General features: G+C 37.6%; 19 protein-coding genes. 2 read left to right on the top strand and 17 right to left on the bottom strand.

Annotated elements, in window-relative coordinates; translation table 11 throughout:
* Positions 1 to 328 precede the first annotated feature (328 nt).
* The 6 genes from CYK16_RS06750 to CYK16_RS06720 all read right to left on the bottom strand — a co-directional run bounded on the left by CYK16_RS06750 (position 329) and on the right by CYK16_RS06720 (position 4203).
* Entirely contained in the window at positions 329 to 724 is a 396-nt protein-coding gene (locus tag CYK16_RS06750; protein ID WP_060805162.1) for a YtxH domain-containing protein, read from the bottom strand.
* Between the two features lie 15 nt (positions 725 to 739).
* Positions 740 to 1123: a DUF948 domain-containing protein gene (locus tag CYK16_RS06745; protein ID WP_060805163.1), complete on the bottom strand. Its 384-nt coding sequence runs from the start codon at positions 1121 to 1123 to the stop codon at positions 740 to 742.
* Positions 1124 to 1912: a prolipoprotein diacylglyceryl transferase gene (gene lgt, locus CYK16_RS06740; RefSeq protein WP_060805164.1), complete on the bottom strand. Its 789-nt coding sequence runs from the start codon at positions 1910 to 1912 to the stop codon at positions 1124 to 1126. It lies immediately after the preceding gene.
* The gene (gene hprK, locus CYK16_RS06735) at positions 1905 to 2840 is read right to left on the bottom strand and encodes an HPr(Ser) kinase/phosphatase (protein WP_060805165.1); all 936 of its coding nucleotides are present in this window, start codon (positions 2838 to 2840) and stop codon (positions 1905 to 1907) included. Before hprK ends, lgt begins: the two co-directional genes overlap by 8 nt.
* Before the next feature lie 327 nt (positions 2841 to 3167).
* Positions 3168 to 3344 carry a 30S ribosomal protein S21 gene (gene rpsU, locus CYK16_RS06725; protein WP_000048054.1) on the bottom strand — a complete coding sequence of 59 codons (177 nt, stop codon included), beginning with the start codon at positions 3342 to 3344 and terminating at the stop codon, positions 3168 to 3170.
* A gap of 151 nt (positions 3345 to 3495) precedes the next feature.
* Positions 3496 to 4203, bottom strand: a complete 708-nt coding sequence (locus CYK16_RS06720; RefSeq protein ID WP_060805167.1) for a glucosamine-6-phosphate deaminase — start codon at positions 4201 to 4203, stop codon at positions 3496 to 3498.
* A gap of 150 nt (positions 4204 to 4353) precedes the next feature.
* Here CYK16_RS06720 and queA point away from each other — a divergent pair, with 150 nt between their 5' ends.
* On the top strand, positions 4354 to 5382 hold the full coding sequence (gene queA / locus CYK16_RS06715; RefSeq protein WP_101776815.1) for a tRNA preQ1(34) S-adenosylmethionine ribosyltransferase-isomerase QueA: 1029 nt from the start codon (positions 4354 to 4356) through the stop codon (positions 5380 to 5382).
* A gap of 75 nt (positions 5383 to 5457) precedes the next feature.
* Here queA and CYK16_RS06710 read toward each other — a convergent pair whose 3' ends face one another.
* The 5 genes from CYK16_RS06710 to mnmL are packed head-to-tail and all read right to left on the bottom strand — an operon-like array spanning position 5458 to position 10156.
* On the bottom strand, positions 5458 to 6318 hold the full coding sequence (locus tag CYK16_RS06710; RefSeq protein WP_101776814.1) for a YihY/virulence factor BrkB family protein: 861 nt from the start codon (positions 6316 to 6318) through the stop codon (positions 5458 to 5460).
* A gap of 27 nt (positions 6319 to 6345) precedes the next feature.
* Positions 6346 to 8400: a cation:proton antiporter gene (locus CYK16_RS06705; protein WP_101776813.1), complete on the bottom strand. Its 2055-nt coding sequence runs from the start codon at positions 8398 to 8400 to the stop codon at positions 6346 to 6348.
* Between the two features lie 11 nt (positions 8401 to 8411).
* Positions 8412 to 8666 carry a hypothetical protein gene (locus CYK16_RS06700; RefSeq protein ID WP_000361085.1) on the bottom strand — a complete coding sequence of 85 codons (255 nt, stop codon included), beginning with the start codon at positions 8664 to 8666 and terminating at the stop codon, positions 8412 to 8414.
* A complete protein-coding gene (gene mnmM, locus CYK16_RS06695) occupies positions 8659 to 9216 on the bottom strand; it encodes a tRNA 5-(aminomethyl)-2-thiouridylate-methyltransferase MnmM (protein ID WP_060805171.1) in 558 nt (185 codons plus the stop codon). Before mnmM ends, CYK16_RS06700 begins: the two co-directional genes overlap by 8 nt.
* Positions 9200 to 10156 carry a tRNA modification radical SAM protein MnmL/YtqA gene (gene mnmL, locus CYK16_RS06690; protein ID WP_060805172.1) on the bottom strand — a complete coding sequence of 319 codons (957 nt, stop codon included), beginning with the start codon at positions 10154 to 10156 and terminating at the stop codon, positions 9200 to 9202. Before mnmL ends, mnmM begins: the two co-directional genes overlap by 17 nt.
* Before the next feature lie 91 nt (positions 10157 to 10247).
* On the opposite strand from mnmL, the gene CYK16_RS06685 reads away from it, so the two are divergent.
* Positions 10248 to 10607, top strand: a complete 360-nt coding sequence (locus CYK16_RS06685; protein WP_004236494.1) for a DUF3397 domain-containing protein — start codon at positions 10248 to 10250, stop codon at positions 10605 to 10607.
* 79 nt (positions 10608 to 10686) lie between these two features.
* Here CYK16_RS06685 and CYK16_RS06680 read toward each other — a convergent pair whose 3' ends face one another.
* From CYK16_RS06680 to CYK16_RS06650, 6 genes are all read right to left on the bottom strand, one after another.
* Entirely contained in the window at positions 10687 to 10995 is a 309-nt protein-coding gene (locus CYK16_RS06680) for a hypothetical protein (RefSeq protein WP_060805173.1), read from the bottom strand.
* A 468-nt stretch (positions 10996 to 11463) separates the two neighbouring features.
* Positions 11464 to 18051 carry a S8 family serine peptidase gene (locus CYK16_RS06675; RefSeq protein WP_101776811.1) on the bottom strand — a complete coding sequence of 2196 codons (6588 nt, stop codon included), beginning with the start codon at positions 18049 to 18051 and terminating at the stop codon, positions 11464 to 11466.
* A gap of 745 nt (positions 18052 to 18796) precedes the next feature.
* Positions 18797 to 19582 (bottom strand): ABC transporter permease, encoded by a 786-nt coding sequence (locus tag CYK16_RS06670; protein WP_000760717.1) that lies wholly within the window; start codon positions 19580 to 19582, stop codon positions 18797 to 18799.
* A gap of 1 nt (position 19583) precedes the next feature.
* Positions 19584 to 20402, bottom strand: a complete 819-nt coding sequence (locus CYK16_RS06665) for an ABC transporter permease (protein ID WP_101776810.1) — start codon at positions 20400 to 20402, stop codon at positions 19584 to 19586.
* A 1-nt stretch (position 20403) separates the two neighbouring features.
* Positions 20404 to 21396 carry an ABC transporter ATP-binding protein gene (locus CYK16_RS06660; RefSeq protein WP_101776809.1) on the bottom strand — a complete coding sequence of 331 codons (993 nt, stop codon included), beginning with the start codon at positions 21394 to 21396 and terminating at the stop codon, positions 20404 to 20406.
* Positions 21397 to 21991: 595 nt separating this feature from the next.
* Positions 21992 to 22378 carry a DUF2513 domain-containing protein gene (locus CYK16_RS06650; RefSeq protein ID WP_257960388.1) on the bottom strand — a complete coding sequence of 129 codons (387 nt, stop codon included), beginning with the start codon at positions 22376 to 22378 and terminating at the stop codon, positions 21992 to 21994.
* Between the last annotated feature and the right edge of the window lie 71 nt (positions 22379 to 22449).

The following is a 22449-nucleotide window of genomic DNA, read 5'->3' as shown; positions in this document are numbered from 1 at the left end:
TAGATCATTTCTTGACTAAAATTTTAGAGCTTTTCCTCTACTTGATTATAAGCTACTACATTGATTTCTAATCATAGAAAAATGGATTGCTTAATATTACTAAAATATCAGTAAAATATAAAAAAATGTAAATATTTTACTTTCAACACTGCCATTATACCATAAAAAATCATAACACTCATGTGTTTTAAAAAAGGTTTGTCAAAAAGTTTTCAAAATCAAAAAACGCATAATATCAGGTCTTGAAAACCTTAATACTATGCGTTTTATCTTATACAATTTACTAGATTTGCAACTACTATTGGATTTTTATCCAACTCTGTCAAATCTAGATTTTTTCTTCTTTGATATCAATCACAATCTCTTCTGATTGGTCAAGAGTTTCGGCCTTTTCTTGCCATTGCTCCTTGAGATTATTGAATTGATTTTTTGATGCTTCTGTCGCTTGACGGGCACATGATTTGGCTTGAGCAAGTACACTGTCCACAGTGATTTCACCTGACTCAACCTGTTCTTTGGTTTTCAGAACAAAATCTGTAGCCTGATCCTTAACTTCTGTCAGTTTTTCACAGACCTGCTCCTTGGCATACTCAGGATCTTCTCTCAAATCATCTAGAAAATCTTGAGCCTGACTGCAAACTTGTTTGCCCTTATCGCTTGTTAAAAACAAGGCAAGAGCTGCACCTGAAACGGTTCCTAAAAGGATTGAGGATAGTTTACCCATAAGGATTCTCCTTTTTTATTTTTTGAAAAATTTACTTGCAAGACGAAGAGCTGACAAACTTGCACCAGTCTTGAGTGTTTTTGAACCAGCTGATGAAGCTTTCTTACTCAAGACACGCGCATGGTCATTTAGGTCTGAAACAGATAGAGATAAATCTGCAACAGCATTAAAGAGTGGATCAATCGTTGCCATCTTAACATTGATATCATCTGCCAAGACATTGACCTTAGCCAATAACTCATTGGTGTGATGCAAGGTCACATCCACATCTGAAGTCAAGGTTTTAATCGTCTTCTCTGTTTCATCGATAACACGGCCAAGCTTTTGTACAGTAATGATTAGATATACTAAAAATACAATCAAAGCAAGGGCTACAAGAATATATGCAACTTCTAACATTTAGTTTTCCTCCTCTGTAACATAGTAAGGGGCCTTCTTTCGATTTTGATATAGAATGATAAAAATACCGAGACCAATAAGGACAACTGAAAGCCATTGAGACACTCGAAGGCCAAAGAACATGAGGCTATCTGTTCGCATGCCTTCGATGACCATACGACCGAAACCATACCAAATCAAGTAGAAAGCAGTGATATGACCTTGTCTGAGACTCTTCCATTTTCGTCTCAATATCAAAATCAAGGCAAAGCCAAGTAGATTCCATAGAGACTCATAAAGGAAGGTCGGTTGACGGTAGCTCCCCTCAATATACATCTGATCACGGATAAAGGCAGGTAGATAATCCAAATTATCCACTGCTGCACCATAAGCTTCTTGGTTAAAGAAATTGCCCCAGCGACCCAAACTTTGGGCAATCATAACGCTAGGCGCTGCAATATCTAGAAAATCCCAAGTATTGATAAGTTTACGATCAGCAAAGATATAAAGTACAATAGCCCCTGTAATCAAACCACCGTAAATAGCCAAACCACCATTCCAAATGGCAAAAATCTCTCCCAAATTCTGACTATAGTAATCAAAACGGAAAATGACATAGTAGAGACGAGCTCCTAAAATAGACAAGGGAAAGGCTACTAAGATAAAATCTAAAATATCGTCTGGTATGATCTTCTTTCTAGGCGCTTCTTTCATGGTCAAATAAACCGCAAGAATCAAACCTGTAACAATACACAAGGCATACCAACGAATAGCTAGAGGACCTAGATGAATAGCAATTGGATCAATCATTAGGCACCTCGTTTTGAGCAATAAGATTTGTCAAGCGTTCTTCGAACAAACGCGTCGCATCAAAGCCCATTTCCTTGGCACGATAATTCATGGCAGCAGCCTCAATCACGACAGAGATATTACGACCTGTTTTAACTGGGATGCGGATACGAGGAATGGCTACGCCAGAAATTTCTATTTCCTCTGCATTGTTTCCCAGACGATCAAAAGTTTTATGTGTATCGTAATTTTCCAAATAAACAGCCAGCTGGACTTGTGAAGAGTCCTTGACGGCACTGGCACCGTAGAGGCTCATGACATCGATAATCCCAACCCCACGAATTTCAATCAGGTGTCTCAAGATTTCAGCCGGTTCACCCCAAAGAGTAATCTCATCCTTGGCAAAGATATCGACCCGGTCATCAGCTACCAAGCGGTGACCACGTTTGACAAGCTCTAAACCTGTCTCACTCTTACCTATTCCACTATCTCCCTGAATCAAGACACCCATCCCATAGATATCCATCAAGACACCGTGCACACTGGTACGTTCTGCCAAACGAGAATCCAGATAGCTAGATAACTCTCCAGACAAACGACTAGTAGCTGTACGGCTGGTTAAAATGGCAATCTTACATTCTCTGGCTGCCTTTAACATCTCCTCTGGAACCACCAAACCACGGGCAACAATGACTGCTGGTGTCTCAGGTAGAAACATTTTTTTCAAAACTTCATAACGGCTGTTGGAAGGCATGCTGATCAGATAAGACCACTCCTTCATCCCCAAGAGCTGGATCCGCTCTGGCGTGTAGTAGTCAAAATAACCTGTCATTTCAAGACCAGGTCGCGTAATATCCGCTGTATTGATTTCCTTTTCAAGCAATTCTGGTTCGCCATAGACAATGTCTAGTCTAAGCTTTTCAATCACTTCTTTTACTAAAACCGACATCATTTCCTCCTTCAATCGAGTTCTTTTTACTATTATATCAAATTGTCCTTAGAAGTTTCAGATTTTTGCAGGCTTTGGAGTATTTATTTATACTCAATGAGAATCAAAGAGCAAACTAGGAAACTAGCCATAGGTTGCTCAAAACACTGTTTTGAGGTAGCAGATAAGACTGACGAAGTCAGCTCAAAGCACTGCTTTGAGGTTGTAGATGAAACTGACGAAGTCAGTAACCATATCTACGGCAAGGCGACGTTGACGTGGTTTGAAGAGATTTTCGAAGAGTATTAAAAGAAAAAAGACTAGATTTCTCCAGCCTTTCATTTCTAATTAGAATTTTTTACGTTTACGAGCTGCTTCTGATTTACGTTTACGTTTTACAGAAGGTTTTTCATAGAATTCACGTTTGCGTGTTTCTTGAAGAGTACCAGCTTTAGTAACCGCACGTTTGAAACGACGAAGTGCGTCGTCAAGAGATTCATTCTTACGTACTACTGTTTTAGACATTTTTTTCACTCCCTTCAAGTTCAAGATCTATTCTATTTTACACGTAAAAGGAATAATTGTCAAGAAAAAATGCGGTTTAATTTTGATTTTTTCTTCCATTTATACAAGAGTTTAAAGCACTCAGATAGAAGAAACTGAAGGGGTTCGTTTTTTATTTTTCAAGTAAGCTGAGCGCTTCAGCATCCGCAATAATGGTCACATCAGGGTGATTTTGTAGGCTACTTGCAGGTAGATTCTCAGTCACTGGACCAGACACGGTTTCGGCAATGGCTTCTGCTTTCGACTCACCATAAGCAAAGAGAAGGATTGACTTGGCATCCAAGATATTTTTAATCCCCATTGAAATGGCTTGGGTTGGGACGTCTTCAATCTTGTCAAAAAAGCGCGCATTGGCTTCAATAGTAGACTGGTCAAGCTCTACCAGATGCGTTTGACTGTCAAATGGAGTACCAGGTTCATTAAATCCGATATGTCCATTGCGACCAATTCCCAAGATTTGCAGGTCAACTGGATGGTCAGCCAAAATTTGGTTGTAGCGTTCAACTTCAGCTTCAGCATGATCCTTAACCCCACGAGGCAAGAAACTTTCTTTAAATGGTTTTTGGTTGAACAAGTTTTCTTGCATGAAGTGACGGTAAGACTGAGGATTGTCTCCATCAAGTCCTACATACTCATCAAGGTTGACACTGGTTAGATTTGAAAAATCAAGGTCACTCTCAACAATTTCCTTGTAAAATTCAAGTGGACTGCTTCCAGTCGCAAGTCCTAGTGTTTGAGCTCCATTGGCCAATTTTTCCTTCAAAATCTCAAAAGCAACTTTTCCACCTTCGATTTGGTTTTCAACTTTAATAACTTTCATCTTTTCATCCTCCATTTCTATCTATATTTATTATATGGTATAGACCAATTTTTGTCAAGTGAAAACGATTTAATTTCTAAAAAAAGAGCGTCCACACTTGAAACATGTTATAATGGATAAGATTAGAACTTAGAAAGAATGAACAGATATATGAATACAGCTGATTTTGATTTCCACTTACCTGAGGAATTGATTGCCCAAACACCCCTTGAAAAACGAGATGCCTCTAAACTCCTCATCGTCAACCGTGAGACGGGAGAAATGCAGGATAAACACTTCCACTCTATTATTGACATGCTGGAACCTGGTGATGCCCTTGTCATGAACGACACCCGCGTTCTCCCTGCTCGCCTCTATGGTCAAAAAGAGGAGACAGGAGGCCATGTGGAACTTCTCCTGCTAAAAAATACTGCTGGAGATGAGTGGGAAGTTCTGGCTAAACCTGCTAAACGCCTCAAGGTTGGCACTCGTGTTAACTTTGGTGATGGTCGTCTCAGCGCTGTCGTGACGGAAGAATTGACCCACGGGGGCCGTATTGTTCGCTTTGAATACCAAGGAATTTTCCTAGAAGTCTTGGAAAGCCTGGGTGAAATGCCTCTGCCACCTTATATCCACGAAAAACTGGATGACCGTGAACGTTATCAAACCGTCTACGCCAAGGAAAGTGGCTCTGCTGCTGCACCAACTGCTGGTCTTCACTTCACTAAAGAACTGCTGTCAGAAATCCAAGCTAAAGGAGTTCATCTAGTCTATCTGACTCTTCATGTCGGACTCGGAACCTTTAGACCTGTTTCAGTTGACAATCTGGACGAACACGAAATGCACTCAGAGTTCTACCAGCTTTCTGAGGAAGCAGCTGCCACCCTTCGCTCGGTTAAAGAAAATGGAGGTCGTGTCATCGCTGTTGGAACCACTTCTATCCGCACCTTGGAGACTATTGGTTCCAAGTTTGATGGGCAAATCCAAGCAGATTCTGGCTGGACCAATATCTTTATCAAACCTGGCTATGAGTGGAAGGTCGTGGATGCCTTCTCAACCAACTTCCACCTGCCAAAATCAACTCTGGTCATGTTGGTTTCTGCCTTTGCAGGCCGTGAATTAGTCTTAGATGCTTATCACCATGCCATCCAAGAACAATACCGTTTCTTCAGTTTTGGCGATGCCATGTTTATCTACTAATTTTCACAATCAAAAAGCGCATATTATCAAGGTTTTATAAAGCCTGATAGTATGCGTTTTGTTATGAATAAAGAATTAGCCTGTTCTAAAGCTTGTATCTTTCAAACTCTGAACACTGGCATTGATCACCGCACCGACAATTAAAATCTTAGCGATGAGAATAAACCAGAACATCATGACCACCACGACGACGGAACTGAAAAAACGCACGTCCACTATGTGATTGACATAATTGTTGACATAGACTGAAAAGATATTGAGCAGTAAGACCAGAGTCAACAAGACAAAGGCACTACCTGGCAATACATGTCGAATTCGTCGGTCCTTAACATTAGGCAGGAAATAATAAAGCATGACCAAGATTGCAAAAATCAAAGCATAGACCAAGGGGCCTGTCAGGTCTTGCAGATAATCAAAGAGAGGACTATCTGATTTCCAGTAACTTTTGATAAGGTTGAGGAGCATGCGACCAAAAACACTCAAAAATAGAGCCAAGGCAAAGAGAATCTGCAAGCCAAAACTGACAAATAAACTCATGAGCTGATGGGAAATCATCCCACGATTTTTTGCAACTCCGTAAGCTTTATTAAAGGCTTTCTGCAGAAAGTTCATGGATTTTGAAAAGGTCCAGAGGGCTGACAAAACCGCAAAACTCAATAAACCCGTTGACGGTTGGGTCAGTACTTCTGTAATAATCTTTGCAACCACATCATACATGGTATCGGGCAAGAATTCATTGACGACTTTTAAAAAATTAGAAACTGGAATTTGGAAATAAGGGAGGATATTGACCACCACCAAAAGCAGGGGAAAAATCGAAATCAACCAATAGTAGGCTACTGCGACACTGGTCAACTCACTATCTGATGCTTGATAATAATGCAAAAAAGCTTTTAATAAAGGCTTGTCTATCAGCTCTTTCCACCACTTCTTCATGTCACACTCCTTCACTTACAATCTTGATTAATTTCTTCTTACCAATTCCATCATATCATAAGGCAGGGTATTGGCAGCTTCCTTCAAGGAATAGTTCTCTAAGTTATTGACATTTTGTCGTAACTTCTTGGCATACTTGGTCGTAATCAATCGTTTTTCTTCATATTCGAAAATCAACTTGCGCTCCAGATAATACCCTCTCAGCATTTCATCGATATTGTTAGGCTTGACACGGTTGATAACCCGTTCGACAAAGGCACCACTAGTGATAATAGCTGTTTCTCGGAGACGAGAATCCTGCATGAAGCTGATCAAAGAACTCTTATAAACCCCTTTTAGGCTCTCCAAACTTTCGATAATCATCTCTGTATTTTCTAGATAGAGCTCTGCAATTTGGTCATAGTCAAGAGCTCTGAGTTTCTGTGATTCTTCATTTTTCCAACTGCGAAAAGTCTTGCCAAAGGTAAAGACTTCGTGGAGGAGAAAACGTAAAATCCGCAAGGAAACAAGGAAATAATAGGTCAATCGTGAAGCAAACTTGCGATTGATACTTTGTTCCATGTTTTTCAAATAACGTTGGTAAACTCGATAGGCACGCTCACTCATCTTGTCCTCTTCGTAAGCCTGTTCTAAACCATCACTTTCAATACTGAGGATGAGAAGTTTTAAGGCCTCCCAGTCTTCTTGAGCCCCCTTATTTTCTTGACTCAGGATGAGATTTTCAATACGTCCATGATAATTGTCAATAGCCGCATAGAGGGGAAGTTTATTTCTGGTATCTTCCAACTCTTTTTCCAACTCTAGCGTTACTTCATTCAAAATGGCGATATGCATAAGATAATCCTTGCTTTCTTCCTGTTCGTCAGAAAGATGAGGCAAGACCAAGAGACCTGTTAAAAAGCTGACAAGCGTCACACCCGCGACAAGGAAAAGTAAAATTGGATATTCCTGCTCTAAATCACTTGGTATCAAAAGAATTGTAGCAATCGACACCGTTCCCTTGACACCTGAGAAGGTCAAGAGAAGCATATCCTTCATATACTTATTTAACTTTTTCTTGAGGCGGCGGGTCCTATAAGCATAATAGCCATAGATCATGACAAAACGAATGGCAAAGAGGACAAAGGTAAGAACGACAAGAGACACCAGCAAGAGTAAGGGATTATAGATTGGATTGGTCAAGATAGGTTCTGCTATCATTTCCAACTCCATTCCCAAAATCACGAAGACAGAACCGTTCAGCATAAAGGTCACTGTATGCCAGACTGTCTCAGTCACAGTATCCACTTGGGCTTCGAGAAGCGTGATTTTCTTAAAGCGACTTGCCTTCAAAATCCCCGCAACCACAACGGCAATAATCCCAGAAACGTGTACTTCTTCTGCTAGAAAAAAGGTCACCAGGGGCAAACTCAATTCTAATAAAAGTTCGCTGGCAATATCCGTTGCGCGCACACTTAGCAAGAAAGTATGGAGGAAGCGATTGGTCATGGCTGTTAAAAAGCCTATCAAAAAACCGCCTAGGATTGAAAAGATAAGCGAACTACCTGCTTGTCCAAGAGAAAAGGCTCCTGTTGTCCAAGCTGCCAAGGCTACCTGAAAGGCAACCAAACCTGATGCATCATTCAAGAGTCCTTCACCCTTAAGGATATTAGACACGCGCTTTGGAAAGCTAAACCGCTCCGAAAGGGAGGCAAAGGCCACCAAGTCCGTAGGACCAAGTGCCGCCCCAACAGCCAAGCAAGCCACCAAGGGAAGACTGAGCCAAAGAAGGTGGGCCAAGCCACCCAAACTCAGGGTCGAGATGAAAATCACTGGAAATATGAGATAAACAATGATTCGCCAGTGTTTTAAAATAGCCGTAATATCTGCTTCCTCAGACTCTCGGAAAAGCAAGGGCCCGATAACCAGGGCCAAAAACAACTCTGTATTGAGGTGAAAGTCGGTATTGGGTAAAAAGAGACCAATCACAATTCCCAAAAGAATCTGCACCAAAGGGAGGGGCAAAAAGGGCAGGAGCTTATTGGTTGTACTTGAGACAATCAAGACCAGTAAAAATAGGATGAGGTAAATCAGTAATTCCACGCACGACCTCCTTAATCTTTTTTACAACAGGATTCAAATATCTCCTTCTGCTCTTTGATTTTTTGGTCAATCTTGGAACAGTCTTTGTGCTCAATTTTTCTCTGGCACCGTTCCATTTCAAGAGCAACTAATTTTTTCTTGATTTTAAGCATTTTTTTGCTCATATGCGCTTGGTCTAGCACTCCCACTGCTCGTTCGTGGTGGGTTGATTCAACAAAATTCTGGCGCATGGCATCCAGCTTTTCACGTAGGTATTGTTTATCCATGTCTATATCTCTCTAATTTTTCAATCATTACTAAAAATGGTGGGTTGTTGACTTGATTTAAAGTTCGGTAAATGGCAGCTGTGTACTCTTGTTGGTTCAACTGGCTAACAAAATCCAAGACAGCATCCCTCTCGAGGCCGCCTCCATCATGACCATAGTAGATCATAATAGCAATTCGTCCACCTTTGACAAGTAAGCCACACAACTTTTCTAATGCCTCAATCGTTGTCTGAGGTTGGGTAATGACAGACTTATCAGCAGACGGCAAATAGCCCAGATTGAAAATTCCTGCCTTGGCTTCTGTCACAAACTGGTCCAGTGTCTCATGACCTTGCAAGATTAACTGGGCATTTGTCAGGCCAGCCTGATGCAAACGCTCTTGGGTCTTTTCCAAGGCTTGCTCCTGTATATCAAAGGCATAGACTTGCTTGGCTAGCTTGGCCAGAAAAAGCGTGTCATGGCCATTTCCCATTGTCGCATCCACTACGATATCTTCTTTTGTCACTACCTCAGCCAAAAAATCATGTGCCATCTCAAGTGGTCTTTTCATTTTCAAACTCCTGTTTTACAGCCTTGCATCCTTGAACACTTCCACGACGTCTCATCTCCATCTCAATGCTGTTGAGGACTTCCCATTTATTGAGGCTCCACATAGGACCAATCAGCATATCCCTAGGTGCATCTCCTGTGATTCGATGGATGACGATATGCTTGGGAATGATTTCCAGTTGGTCACAGATGACCTTGACATACTCGTCCTGACTCATCAACTGCAAACGTCCTTCGTGGTAATCTCGTTGCATACGAGTATTGGTCATCAGGTGAAGCAAGTGCAATTTAATCCCTTGAATATCGTTATCCGTGACACAGCGACGGACATTTTCAATCATCATCTCATGGGTTTCACCAGGCAAGCCATTAATAAGATGGGAAACAATCTCAATCTTGGGATACTTTCTCAAACGCTTAACCGTTTCCACGTACAACTCATAGGAATGGGCACGGTTAATCAGATCAGAGGTTGCTTCATAAGTGGTCTGCAAGCCCAATTCAACCGTCACATGCATGCGTTCCGATAACTCAGCCAAATATTCGATGGTTTCGTCTGGTAAACAGTCTGGGCGCGTTCCAATATTGATTCCTACTACACCCGGTTCGTTGATAGCCTGCTCATAGCGCTCTCGGATGACTTCCACCTTTTCATGGGTGTTGGTAAAGTTTTGAAAATAAACCAGATACTTTTTAACATCTGGCCATTTGCGATGCATAAAGTCAATTTCCTTATAAAATTGCTCACGAATAGGCGCATCCGGTGCTACGATAGCATCTCCAGAACCTGAAACCGTACAAAAAGTACAGCCTCCATGAGCCACAGTCCCATCACGATTGGGACAGTCAAACCCCGCATCAATAGGGACTTTAAAAGTCTTTTCTCCAAAGAGTTTTCGATAATAATCATTCAAGGTATTATAAGATTTCATAACTTTCATTATAACAAAAATCACCCACAATCTCAAAAGCCTGACTTTCCTATAAATTCCTCTGTTTCTCGTTTCCATTAGCGATTTTTTATGATACAATATGGATATGATTTTAATGAAATTAGCATCTATTTTATTATTGATACTGACTTTAGTAGTCTGCATTATCATAACCAAACTTTTTAGATTAAAAAAACTAGGACGAAACTTTGCGGATTTGGCTTTTCCAGTCTTGGTATTTGAGTATTACCTAATTACAGCTAAAACCTTTACCCATAATTTTCTCCCTAGACTGGGCCTAGCCCTCTCAGTCCTAGCCATTATTCTCGTTTTTTTCTTCCTTCTGAAAAAACGTAGCTTTTACTATCCTAAATTCATCAAATTCTTCTGGCGTGCAGGATTCTTATTAACCCTTGTCATGTATATCGAGATGATTGTTGAATTGATGGCTCAGAAATAAAAAACTAAATCGAAAACACCTCAATCAAACTAAATACAGTGATTGAAGTGTTTTTTCTTTATATCTTTTTTAATAATTTCTATTTACTCTCTTTATCAGGAAATAGATAACCAATACCTACACAAGCTAGCACACCTGCTCCAATCACCAAACCACTTGAAATTGGCAAAAGGTCCAAAATTGCATTCGCAATAATAAAGGCAATAATCAAACACATCAGACTAGCCTTGTAATCCTTTTTCAAAAGATTCTCTAGAGTGAAAAAGAGGAACAAGCCTACCGGAATCAATGACCAGAGGTTAATGTCCAAACTTGGCCAGCCAACAGAACCAAAATACACTACTGTCGCTGCTGCTACTAAAAATACAATTCCCAATAATTTTTTCATTTGTTTATCTCCGATTTCTTTTTTAGGAACTTGAGTTATTTGATATTGACACCTCACGTCCCTTACAAAAAACATTATAGCAAAGGCCAGTTCCAAGAACAAGGTCTTTTGCCTATCTGGTCTCTATCTCGTTCTAAGTGGTTGAATAGTTAAGATAAAATAAGGAATCAGGTGAAAAACTTCCTTCCAAATAAAAAGGAATTAAGCAACCAAACGCTACTTAATTCCTTGAAATTGTCTCATCACCTCTATTAGCCTTTAAATTTCGATAGACTCTATTTTCCAATCAATATGACCAATATTGTCAATACTAACCCTTTCAATCAATTCATTAGTTGTCGAAACTAAGTCTATTAATAAATCAAAAAAGAGTATCAATAGTAAAGTAAACTAAATAGTTGAGTTATAAATAGCTATTTTTACAAAATGGTTTCATCATCATACTATCTCAGTACATAAACCATTTTTTCATCTATAGCTTTTGTCTTCATCTTGATCTTTTTTCTTCAATCCAAGAAATGCACCTACGGTAAACATTATTCCGGCAACTAATGACGTGAAGACTTCGCTAACTGTTCCGGTTTTTGGCAACCTATCATTGTTAGTAGTTGATTTACTATCAATATTGGTATGTTTATTATCTATGTTCTCTGGTTCATTAAGATAAACTTCCTTCTTATTTTCAAAGTTTTTATCATTTTCATCAGGAACTATAACTTTGACATCCTCAGTTGAATCAGATCTTTGACTTTCATCTAATTGACTATAATTTACTTGTACAGGAACTGTAGTTTTAACATCTTTAGTTGAATCAGATTTGTGTGAATGATTTTCTCTTTGTAAATCCTCTTTTCTGTGACTTTCATCTAATTGATTATGATTTGCTTGCATCTTATCTTTCTTTTTGGATACATCAAAAGTAGGTTTATTTTCCTCCTCCTTTTTCTCCTCTATTTTCTTGAATACAGGTTTTATAAAGGTATCTTTTGATAGATTAATAACATAACCAGCATCTTTTTTCCCTTCGACACCAGCAATTTCCCAGCCATCAAATTGATAGCCTTTTTCTAATTCCCCCTTATAGACAGGTAAAATGAAATCTTCTTCCGACACTATCTTAGAACTCATTTCTTTTCCATTTTGAATGGTCACAGTCACCGTATGAGGTTTTAATTCGCTTACCTCTCCCGTATCTTTGTTTAAAATGAATTCTTTTACGGTTGTATTTCTTGCAAAATCTTTTACAACAATCTTAATGTTTAGTGTCTTATCTGTTAGTTGTTTAATATCATCAAATGATTTGTATTCTTTTCCATTTACATAAATATGTTTGTCTTGAATCTCACCATCGAATCCATTATTTCTTTTATCATTGATATTAAAGACTACAGATTTTCCCTTAGCATATTCAATACTAGTATTTCCCTTAGGATCAATGTTTACTTCTGGTTTAACATTATCATATAAAAATTGATAGTGTACTCCAACCGCTTTCGCATTCAAATCGCTATAGCCAGTTTGAAGATAAACATTTCCATCCATATCTGTTACCTTATCTGGGAATCCGTTTGCTTTATAGTCTTTCATTCCCCAGTCCATGATATCACCGTCTTTAACATTAAGCTTAATGTTAAAATCTCTAGTGTTATCAATGTGTAAATCTCCGTAGATTAAATAATTATCTACAACCGATTCATTAACTCGCAACTCCCAGTTAAAACCACCCTTATCAGAAATCTTACCTCTTAAATAAAATTCTGGATTTCGTACATAAATTTTATTAGATTTAGATGGATTAAAGTAGTTCTTGTCCATTGAAAGGTTTACTGGTTTTGCATCAATAAATAACGTAGAGCCATCTTCTTTTATAGCTTCTACATTGGACTTATCCTCTCCAGTGTACTCTTTACCATCCTTACCAAATAATACCAGTTTAGAAGGATCTGTTACAAGATTTCCATCTTTATCGATTGCCTCCCCTTTATCGTTCATTTTAAAGGTAAACACTTGATATTTTACAATGTTAAAGCCGTCTAAAGCCGACATTAATACGGATTGAGTACTTCTTCCATCTTCAACATTTCTACTATCAGCATAAATTATTTTTTCTGAAAGGACTCTTAGATTAGGATTGGTCTTTTGGATTTTTGCTATATCTTCCTTGTTATAGACTCCATTTCCTTCTAACATATCCGTTTTTCCAGGATTATAGGTAGTCACTTTTAGTGCATAGCCTTTTCTTAGAATAATGTTATCTTTTAACAGATATTGTTGTTTTTCTGAATCAGAATAGATTTTACCAGATTCCATGTCCGTTAAATTGTTTGGTTTGTTTTTTGAAAGATCTCCTTCTCCTAATTCTATTACATTCCCATAACTTGATGCATAGGGATATTCTGTTTTAGTTTCCTTATTTTTTTCAGGCATTCTAATTTTAGTTTCAGCTTTTATCTGATCATCATCTTTAACAAAGAATCTCATATCGCCTGAAAAAGCTAATCCATCCACAATATCATTAATATTAGCGTATAAATCAAATGTCATCGTTTTTGAGTGGGAATCATACTTGGTCGTTTTGATTTCTATCGATTTATATTTATTACCATAATATACCTTGGCATTTTTAGAAACATTACTTATCTTTCCAAGAATTTCAAAGTGTCCATCTTTAGACGGGCTTAGAACACCATAAATTTTTGATTTGATTTCGTCAAGTTTTTCAGTTTCATATTCTAAGGCGCTACCATCGTCATAAGCAATGATATTTCCCTTATCATCGTATTTATAATCGTATTCTTCTGTCCTCTTACCAGTTTCACTTGTAAAGTCATCAACTTCTCTAAATTTCTTTTTAATGAGTTTCTTCAAGTCTTTACTTTCAAACTCTCTAATTGTTGAAATAGTTTTATGAATAGTCAAACTAGATTTTTCTTCTATAGATTCTTCATTTTCTTGATGATGTTCTACTTCAGTTGTATCTTTTTTAAGACTATCGTCTATAACATTTCCTAAATTTTTAAATTTAGATTCAGCAATCTCGCCAAGCTTTTGGTATTTAGATGAATCTTGATCAGGATCTACTAGATAATAGGAAACCATCCCCTTTTCATCAGCATGATCAGCAAATTTAATTCTATGAATCTTTGTGAAATTGCTAGAGCCATCTAGTGCAATGACTTCAATGATTTTTCCTCTTAAATCTCCTGCACCATTAATTTCATAAATGGTATTTCCGTCTTTGTCAAGTTTCCTATTCCTTCCTTGACCCTCACCTGCGTAAGTTACTTCAAGATTTTTCTCAACCTCTCCATCTTCATTAACCAGAGCGGCGCCAGCATACCAAACTTCGTTTGCAATCTCGTCAAATTTTTCAGGATGTTCTTTTTGATCTCTCGCAAATAGAGTTTCATTCTTGTATTGATCTTTTACCTTGTGATAAGTATCCTTTGTAATCAGCTTAATTTTTTCAGGATTTGAAAAATCAACCGAAACAATCTTAGGGGCTGTGTTATCAATTTTTACAGGAATATAGGAAACCTGCCATGGGTAATCTTTAGTTAATCTATATTTAAATTTATAGAAATATTGACCTTCCGCAATCGGTTCAAATTGACCTCTTATCTTAGTAGCAGGATCTTGGTTATCCTTACTTTCTGGTGCATTTTCTTCTCGACCTCTAGGGTTATAGATGAGTCCATCCCACTTCAAGTCACCCCAAACTTTTAGTTTAGAAGATTTGATTCCCTTTGCATCATTTCTCTTAGAGTTTAAAATTCCTTTAATAAAGTGTTCTCTCGAAATGACTTTTAAGTCTCTTTGATTTTCTCCCTCTTTATTTGTATTTACTATTGAAATTAATCCTTCTTCTGCACTTCTTAATACAAGTGGAGAAGGTGTTAATCCTCTCTCAAGTTGAGCATCTTGAGGATTTCCATTTGAATCTAAAGGATAAATTTTAGCAATATTAGAACCACTTGATGATGGTGCGTTGATCCCTTCGTTATTGAAAGCAAATAATTCTGGATTTTGATCTAGGGATGTTGTATTTTTATCTTTTCTATTTTGTATAACTCCTGCTGGATTAAATTTATCTATACCATGTTCTCCACCAATTCCCTTATTTAAGGTTCCTGGAATTTTTGGTTTACCATCATCATCATAACCTTCCATTGTTTTTGATTTTGAACCTTCTTCCCAGGCCCATTTATCAAGGATTGGTTCCTTATTCCAATCCCCAGCAAATCCCATTAGAGGCATCGATAAAGAAGGTTGGAAATTTGTTTTCTTACCATTGGAGTTTAGAGCTTCCATTTCTTCCACTGATTCAAAATGAATAAATGATTCTACGAATTTATTTTTGTTTTTTGCTTCCCCAACGTTTATAACCGCATTTAAATCAAAGCTAGAATTTGCTCCTATGGTAAAAGTATCATGCTCAAATGTGATATTTGCTCCTTTGACTTTTTCTGGGTGGATTTCTGGAACAATTTGCTTCCCATCTGGAGATTTTTCGTCTTTATATGTTTCATCCAGTTTTAGTCTATCAGTTAGAGCATCTGTAGTTATCGCTGATGCTGAAACTTTAAAGGTTAAAGGTCTGTTTGATGTATTGTGAAGCTTAATTGTAAAGTATTTTTTATCTCCTTTTATTTCTTTAAGAGAAATAGAACCATAAGAGTTTACCAAACCTTTAGAATCCGTGTTTTTAAAAGTAGCTACAACTTCATTTCTCAAAGCATTGGCCACATTAATTAGCCCTGCTCCCTGTTGTCTAGGTGATGCAAAGTATTGGCTTTTTTCTTTCCAAGAAGTCGCATCCATCATAGGCCGTGCAGTATTTTGTAGGGCTATTTTTGTAAGACTTGTAAGGTCTATTTTGTCATCTCCCTTAAGATTTTTCAATACAGGTCTTTCAAGCATTTCCTTTAACTTCGGTCTAATCAAAACAGTAGAAGCTGCCACGATTGGAGTTGCCATACTAGTCCCTGACATATAACCATAAGTTGATTTCCCATTAATGACATTGAGAGTGGATTTAATATTTTTACCTGGTGCTGAGACATCAGGCTTTAAAAGCAAATCTGTTCTCGGTCCCCAAGATGTGGATCCTGCTGGAACTATGATATCTTCTTTATACAATTCTTTGTCTGTGTCAGGTGCAAACTTAAAGTCAATCTCTTTTTCGTCACCTACATTCGGTTTATTAGAATTATAGCTTGCCATATCAATTGGATAGTATTGATCCAATTTATCTTTGAAATCTTCCTTACTATTTCTTTTAACTTCAGTTTTTTTATCAGGGTTAATCATGTTCCATAACTTTACACCATCATCTCCTGAAATTGAAAATACTTGACTAGTAGTTCCTTCATCCTCCTCATATCCCATAGCTGGGAGCTCTGTCCAATTATCTCTATTGTAGTAATTGACAGTATTTACAACCATAATGGCGCGTGCGCCCTTATCCGTTGCTCTTTTAAAAGCATCTTTTAAATCCTTGGTATAAATTCGATCCATTACTGCAATTTTGCCCTTAAGATCCAATCCTATCAAATCTTTGTCTTGACCTTTGCCTATATATACAAAGTTTAATTTACTAGGAGCTTTTGAACCGTCTTCATTTGTTGTGATTTTATTCTTATCGAAAAAGGCCCCTATATTTCTGTATTTAAAATTTTCTCCACCTATGTTGACTTTATCAAACTCAACTGTCTGATTTTTAGCAGAAGCGACCGCTATCGCATCTTCATGTGCTGCAGTTCGCGTTACATTTCCAGTATCTGTCATTTTCAGATTATTATTTGCCACTAAATCCCATGAAGAACTTGAAGCAGAAGTCGCATAGTTACCCGTAGCTACAACCATTGGAATGCCTGCTTTTCTTAACGCTCTAATAGCTTCCCAATATTTCTCACCTACAAGACCTGTTCCTGTAAAGCCTGATGATACCGAAACAACATCGACATTGTGTTTGATCGAATCTTCAATAGCATGAAACATTGTTTCATCTCCTGCGAAGCCAGATCCTGCGTCAGAGTACATTTTATAAGAGAAGATCTGTGCATTAGGAGCAATTCCATCTATTCCGTTAAAGTTTTTAATATCTTTTTCAGTATCATTTCCCGCAAGAATCCCTGCAATATGCATTCCATGTGGATCAAAATAATCGCTTCCATCATCAGCTTTTTCTACAGTGATTTTACCACCATTATAATAATTGAAAGCATGAGGGATTTTATCACTCAACCAGAAATTTTTATCAGTACCTTTTAAGTCTTCTTTTTTGAATCTCATTGAACCTTTAGCATCATCATCAATCCTCATAGCCTTGTGCCTATAATCTGTCCCGGTATCGATATTTGAAATGACCATACCTCTACCATCAAAATTTTTACCAAATGGAGCATTGATAGACTTTAGGTAATCAATTGCCTCTTCAACTCCAATTTCCTTCCTAGCATGATTCATCATTGGCTGGACTTTTTGTGATCGTTCAACCGATGAGATACCTTCTATTAGTTTAATTTTGTCCAGATTATCTGGAGTTGTTTCTATTGCAACACCATTAAAAATCGTATCATAAGTATATAAAACTTTTGTATCCTTAAGATTGGATAATTCCTTGATTGCTTTTTCTCCAGATTCTTTATCTTTAAATTCAGCAATATAGACAAGTTTATCCTCTTTTTGGGGACTTTCTGGGTCTTTACTTGCAGACGAGTCCACTTTATCTTCTTTGGATTGATTGGAATCTTCTTTGATTTTTTCTTCTTCATTGCTAGTTTTGTTATCTATCACAGATTCTTTACTAACAACTTCTTTTTCCTCAATAACCGTTGTTTTCTTCTCTTCAGTATCCTTTGAAGTTTCTATAGTATTATGAATATCTTCAAGTTTTTCTTTGTTTTCTTTTTGTTTATCTACTACTTTTTCTTTATCAGAGATAGTTAAAGTATCTTCAGAGCTAGATGTGTCTGCTAAAACTACCTCATTAGGGACATATGCTGCTAAAATAACTGCAGCTGTGGTTAGTGACAATACTGTACTTTTTTTCATTTTAATTCCTTACATATTTATTTAAATTCCAATAGATAAAAACTTTAACTTTGCTAGCCTTTGTTATAAACAGTTTTACTAAGTATTATCTAGGAAATAGAGTAGTACATTTATATATAATTGTTAGCTCTCTGAAAAATAGTATATCAATTAAAAAAATTTAAGTCAAGAAAAATTAAGGTCTATTAATTTTATTTTTAACATATGTTAAAAATAATAAAAAGTTTCGTACTTAACGGGGATACATTATAAGCACACTCACACCATCAAAAATAGTAGCAATCAAGTTGAACCACTACTAGAATCACAAAAACAGACATGATTGATGCAATAACAATACTATTAAACAAAGTAAATAACCGATAAGAACTAGACTTAACGGTTATTTTCTACATATCAAAATTTTTTTCAAAACCTCAGTCATATGTTCACCTGTGACCTAGGCTTTACGAGCGTCTTGCTCTAGCAACTAATACTCAACGAAAATCAAAGAACAAACTAGGAAACTAGTCGCAGGTTGCTAAAAGCAACTGCTTTTAGGTTGTAGATAGAACTGACGAAGTCAGCTCAAAACACTGTTTTGAGGTTGCAGATGGAAGCTGACGTGGTTTGAAGAGACTTTCGAAGAGTATAAGCCAAATCGGTGATTACGCTTACAATATAGCACTCTGAGAATAAATGTCAGAGAATTTTTATCTCTATTAGAAAAAGCCTGTCCTGAGACAAGGCTTTGATATTCTATTATTTACGAACCCGCACTTTCGTAGGCATCTAAGCCCCTATCCCAAAGTTTCAGGGAAATGACAAAGAAGATCAGGGAAATCAACATCAAACCTCCGATGTTAAAGATTACATCCTTGTCCTGCAAGAAATAGCTGGCAGGATAGTAAGCCGTAAAGGCAAAAGGCACGATAAAGCTAATCAACCAACGAAGAGCTGAATTGTAAATGGAAATCGGGTACTTGGCAAAATCATTAAACATATAAAAAATGTAAATCATAGCCCCTGACTGCTTGGTCCAAAAAGCGATGCTGGCTGTCGCAATTTTCAAGGAAGTATAAATCAAGGTCGCAAAAGGAATGCAGACTAGGAAAAGCAAGAATTTTGGAAGAGTCCAGGCAATGCTAGCCACCGTTGTCGCTAGTAAAATTCCACCGACCAATAGTTCGCCCAAGGCATCAATCTGAAAGGTCTCGACTAGGATGTGGAAGAGGGGATTGATAGGACGCGTCAGGTACTTATCAAATTCTCCTTTTCGCACCAAGCGCTGTCCCAGAGCCCAAAGATTGTCAAAAAAGAGATGGTCAAAGCCCTTAGGAATCAAGGAAAATCCATAAATAAAGGCAATTTCTTGAAAGGTCCAACCTTCTAGGGATGGAATATGTTGAAAGATGACATTGAGAAATAAGAGGTTCAGGCCTTGAGTCAGAAAGACTCCCAAGACACCAACCACAAAATCCACCTTGTATTCCATGATTTGTTTGATGTACTGTCTGATAAAAATCAGATGCATGCGTTGATATTTTTTCATACTAACCTCCTTGAATGGTGATAAAAGACTGGACCCGTTTCCAAATCAACTGAGACAAGCCCACCATCACTAAGAGCCAGAAAAACTGTAAAGCGAGCGCCTGAATCATCTGACTGGCATCGTATTTCCCAACAATGATCATGACCGGAGTGTAAATCAAGGATGAAAAAGGCAAGAAGGACAGAATATCTGAAACCACCTTTGGAAAGAAGGCCAAGGGAATCAAACTGCCAGACATAAAGGCCACTATGGAAGTCTTGAGTAGATTGGAACCCCAAAGATTTTTAAACACAAAGGCTGAAAAACCAAAACAGATATTAAAGAAAAAGTTAATCAGATAGGCCAGCATTAGGCTAAAGAGATAAAGGGCAGTTAATCCCAGCACCTCTACAATCCCTTGCCCAGATAAGATTTTCATCAAAACAATGACACTTAAAAATGGAAGTCCGACACTGATAAAAATCAACCACTTGGAACCAAGCTCGGTGAACAGATAAGAAGCCGCAAAATGCACTGGTCTCAACAAACGCATGATAATGGAACCATCCTTGACCTCCTCCCCAATCATAAAGGAGCTATCAGACCTAGTCAGAAGATTGGTCACAAAACTCATGATGATGTAGAGGGTGATATCTGCCATACTGAAGCCCTGAATCAAAGACTCTTGTGAGGAATCAAAGACAGCCTTCCAAAGATAAAAAGCCACAAAAGCCCCCATGACATCGCCTATCCGATAGAGAATAAAGTTGACTCTATAGGTGATTAATTCCTGAACACCTGCATTGATAAAGGGTTTATAACGTCTCCACAATTTGACCATCTTAGAGCTCCTTTCGATAGAAGCGACGGATAATATCCTCGATATCCGTATCCACCATCTTCAAATCGCGGATTTCAAAATCAGACAGGGTTTGCTTGATAATATCAGCTGACTGGTAGCGAGAACTATCGAATTCAATGTTGAGACTATTTCCTTGTATGTCAATTGTCATATCCGAAAAACCTTCATAGTGAGAAACGATATGACTTTGACCTGGTAGCAGTTCAAAGGAGAGTGTCTTCATCTTACCAAAGGTCTCCTTGAGCTGGCTAACCGTCCCATCAAAAATTTCCTGCCCCTTGTCAATCATAAAAATCCGATCACAGAGTTGCTCAATATCGCTCAGGTCGTGAGTGGTCAAAAGAATAGTTGTCTCTTCCTCCTGATTGATTTGGGTAATGGCCCGACGAATGTTATCCTTGACCGAAACGTCCAAACCAATGGTAGGCTCATCTAAAAAGAGAACCTTGGGATTGTGAAGCAAGGAAGCCGCAATATCCGCCCGCATGCGCTGTCCCAATGAAAGAGTTCGCACAGGATCCTTGATAAAGTCTTTCAAATCCAAGACTTCATTTAAAAAGTCCATACGCTTATGAAAGAGAGAGTCTGGCACATCGTAAATCTCCTTCAAGACCGTGTAGGTCTCTTGTAGAGCCAAATCCCACCATAGCTGGGTGCGTTGTCCAAAAACAACCCCAATATCCTTGACATAATCTTGGCGATTGTCCTGCGGAATCTTGCCATTAATCCGACAATAGCCAGATGTCGGCTTTAAAATCCCTGTCAGCATTTTGATGGTTGTCGACTTTCCAGCACCATTTGCCCCGATAAATCCTAAAATCTGCCCTTTTGGAACTTCAAAAGTCAAATCCTTGACCGCTTCAAAGGTCTGCTTTTCAGGATGAATAAAGGAACGCAAAGCCCCCTTCAATCCCGGTTCCTTAACTGTCTTCACAAAATTTTTCTGAAGATGTTCCACTTCTATCATTGCCATATCTATCTCCCTATGTAAGGAATAGCAACATTGTATTTTTGACTACAAATATTCTAAATCCTTACTTTCTACACCTTCTCAATATTATTACAGAAAGCTTTATACCAACCTATTATAATCCAATAAAAACTAGAATGCAAGCGTTTGCCTAAATTTTATGAAATTAGAGATTTTTCTCTTAGAATAATACTTTTATTCAAAAATTCTAGTTTAATCGTTTCCTTAAACCACACAAAAAACCCACCCAATGGGCAGGTTCTGTATGTATTGTTCAGCTAGATTAAGCTTTACCTTCTGAACATAAAGCATCTATTTACTATACTTCCTAATACATTAAAAAGGACCATATTTATACATTCATCCACCCACACTATATTTGGATAATACTCATTGTTCCCTTAAGTTCTTAAGAATATATGGCAAAATGGGGGACAAAATTTTAAGTTGAACTTGGCACAAATTATAAAATCTGATTTGATAAAGTTTTTGTTTAACAAATTCTAAAATAGATTTATATAAACATTTAAAAGACTTTGATTGCTTATTAATTTCAAAAAATTGAGTTACTTATAAAAATTTGGATAATTTATTATTCTTATAAAGATAAAGAATCATTTAAATATACACTTAGCTGATCATTTATAAGACTAGTTGCTATAGTTTTAATTACTTCCAAAGTCATAGGCAAGGCATTTTCTTTGATCCTATTCTTAGTCCTATTCCACATAGTATTTTCTCTTATTTTATCTAGAAAATCATGCCCCTCCCAAGTCAAAGCGCCAACACTAAAAAAATAGATTTTATCACTAGCATATGTGGGTTTATAACTTTTTATCAAACCTGCTTCAAACAACAAGTCACAATGGTAGGCTATTATCTCTATGTCATATCCGTCAATTTGTAAATTAGACAACGCAGTTGATTTATACTCATCCTCAATTTTAAAAAGTATCAAGCGACATAAATCCATATTTCTCTTCATCCAAATAAACCTCTACTCGGTGATATATAATTACAGTGTACAACTTATTAATAGAAGGGTCAAGTGATAAA

Source organism: Streptococcus oralis subsp. dentisani (assembly GCF_002860905.1).
Lineage (GTDB): Bacteria > Bacillota > Bacilli > Lactobacillales > Streptococcaceae > Streptococcus > Streptococcus oralis_BA.
The sequence above is the reverse complement of the archived record's forward strand: the minus strand, read 5'-3'. Positions and strand labels throughout refer to the sequence as shown.

Excerpts from the sequence above, each read along its gene's own strand:
- CYK16_RS06750 (WP_060805162.1), bottom strand. The coding sequence starts at position 724 with ATGGGTAAACTATCCTCAATCCTTTTAGGAACCGTTTCAGGTGCAGCT.
- CYK16_RS06745 (WP_060805163.1), bottom strand. The coding sequence starts at position 1,123 with ATGTTAGAAGTTGCATATATTCTTGTAGCCCTTGCTTTGATTGTATTT.
- lgt (WP_060805164.1), bottom strand. The coding sequence starts at position 1,912 with ATGATTGATCCAATTGCTATTCATCTAGGTCCTCTAGCTATTCGTTGG.
- hprK (WP_060805165.1), bottom strand. The coding sequence starts at position 2,840 with ATGTCGGTTTTAGTAAAAGAAGTGATTGAAAAGCTTAGACTAGACATT.
- rpsU (WP_000048054.1), bottom strand. The coding sequence starts at position 3,344 with ATGTCTAAAACAGTAGTACGTAAGAATGAATCTCTTGACGACGCACTT.
- CYK16_RS06720 (WP_060805167.1), bottom strand. The coding sequence starts at position 4,203 with ATGAAAGTTATTAAAGTTGAAAACCAAATCGAAGGTGGAAAAGTTGCT.
- queA (WP_101776815.1), top strand. The coding sequence starts at position 4,354 with ATGAATACAGCTGATTTTGATTTCCACTTACCTGAGGAATTGATTGCC.
- CYK16_RS06710 (WP_101776814.1), bottom strand. The coding sequence starts at position 6,318 with ATGAAGAAGTGGTGGAAAGAGCTGATAGACAAGCCTTTATTAAAAGCT.
- CYK16_RS06700 (WP_000361085.1), bottom strand. The coding sequence starts at position 8,666 with ATGGATAAACAATACCTACGTGAAAAGCTGGATGCCATGCGCCAGAAT.
- mnmM (WP_060805171.1), bottom strand. The coding sequence starts at position 9,216 with ATGAAAAGACCACTTGAGATGGCACATGATTTTTTGGCTGAGGTAGTG.
- mnmL (WP_060805172.1), bottom strand. The coding sequence starts at position 10,156 with ATGAAAGTTATGAAATCTTATAATACCTTGAATGATTATTATCGAAAA.
- CYK16_RS06685 (WP_004236494.1), top strand. The coding sequence starts at position 10,248 with ATGGATATGATTTTAATGAAATTAGCATCTATTTTATTATTGATACTG.
- CYK16_RS06680 (WP_060805173.1), bottom strand. The coding sequence starts at position 10,995 with ATGAAAAAATTATTGGGAATTGTATTTTTAGTAGCAGCAGCGACAGTA.
- CYK16_RS06675 (WP_101776811.1), bottom strand. The coding sequence starts at position 18,051 with ATGAAAAAAAGTACAGTATTGTCACTAACCACAGCTGCAGTTATTTTA.
- CYK16_RS06670 (WP_000760717.1), bottom strand. The coding sequence starts at position 19,582 with ATGAAAAAATATCAACGCATGCATCTGATTTTTATCAGACAGTACATC.
- CYK16_RS06665 (WP_101776810.1), bottom strand. The coding sequence starts at position 20,402 with ATGGTCAAATTGTGGAGACGTTATAAACCCTTTATCAATGCAGGTGTT.
- CYK16_RS06660 (WP_101776809.1), bottom strand. The coding sequence starts at position 21,396 with ATGGCAATGATAGAAGTGGAACATCTTCAGAAAAATTTTGTGAAGACA.
- CYK16_RS06650 (WP_257960388.1), bottom strand. The coding sequence starts at position 22,378 with ATGAAGAGAAATATGGATTTATGTCGCTTGATACTTTTTAAAATTGAG.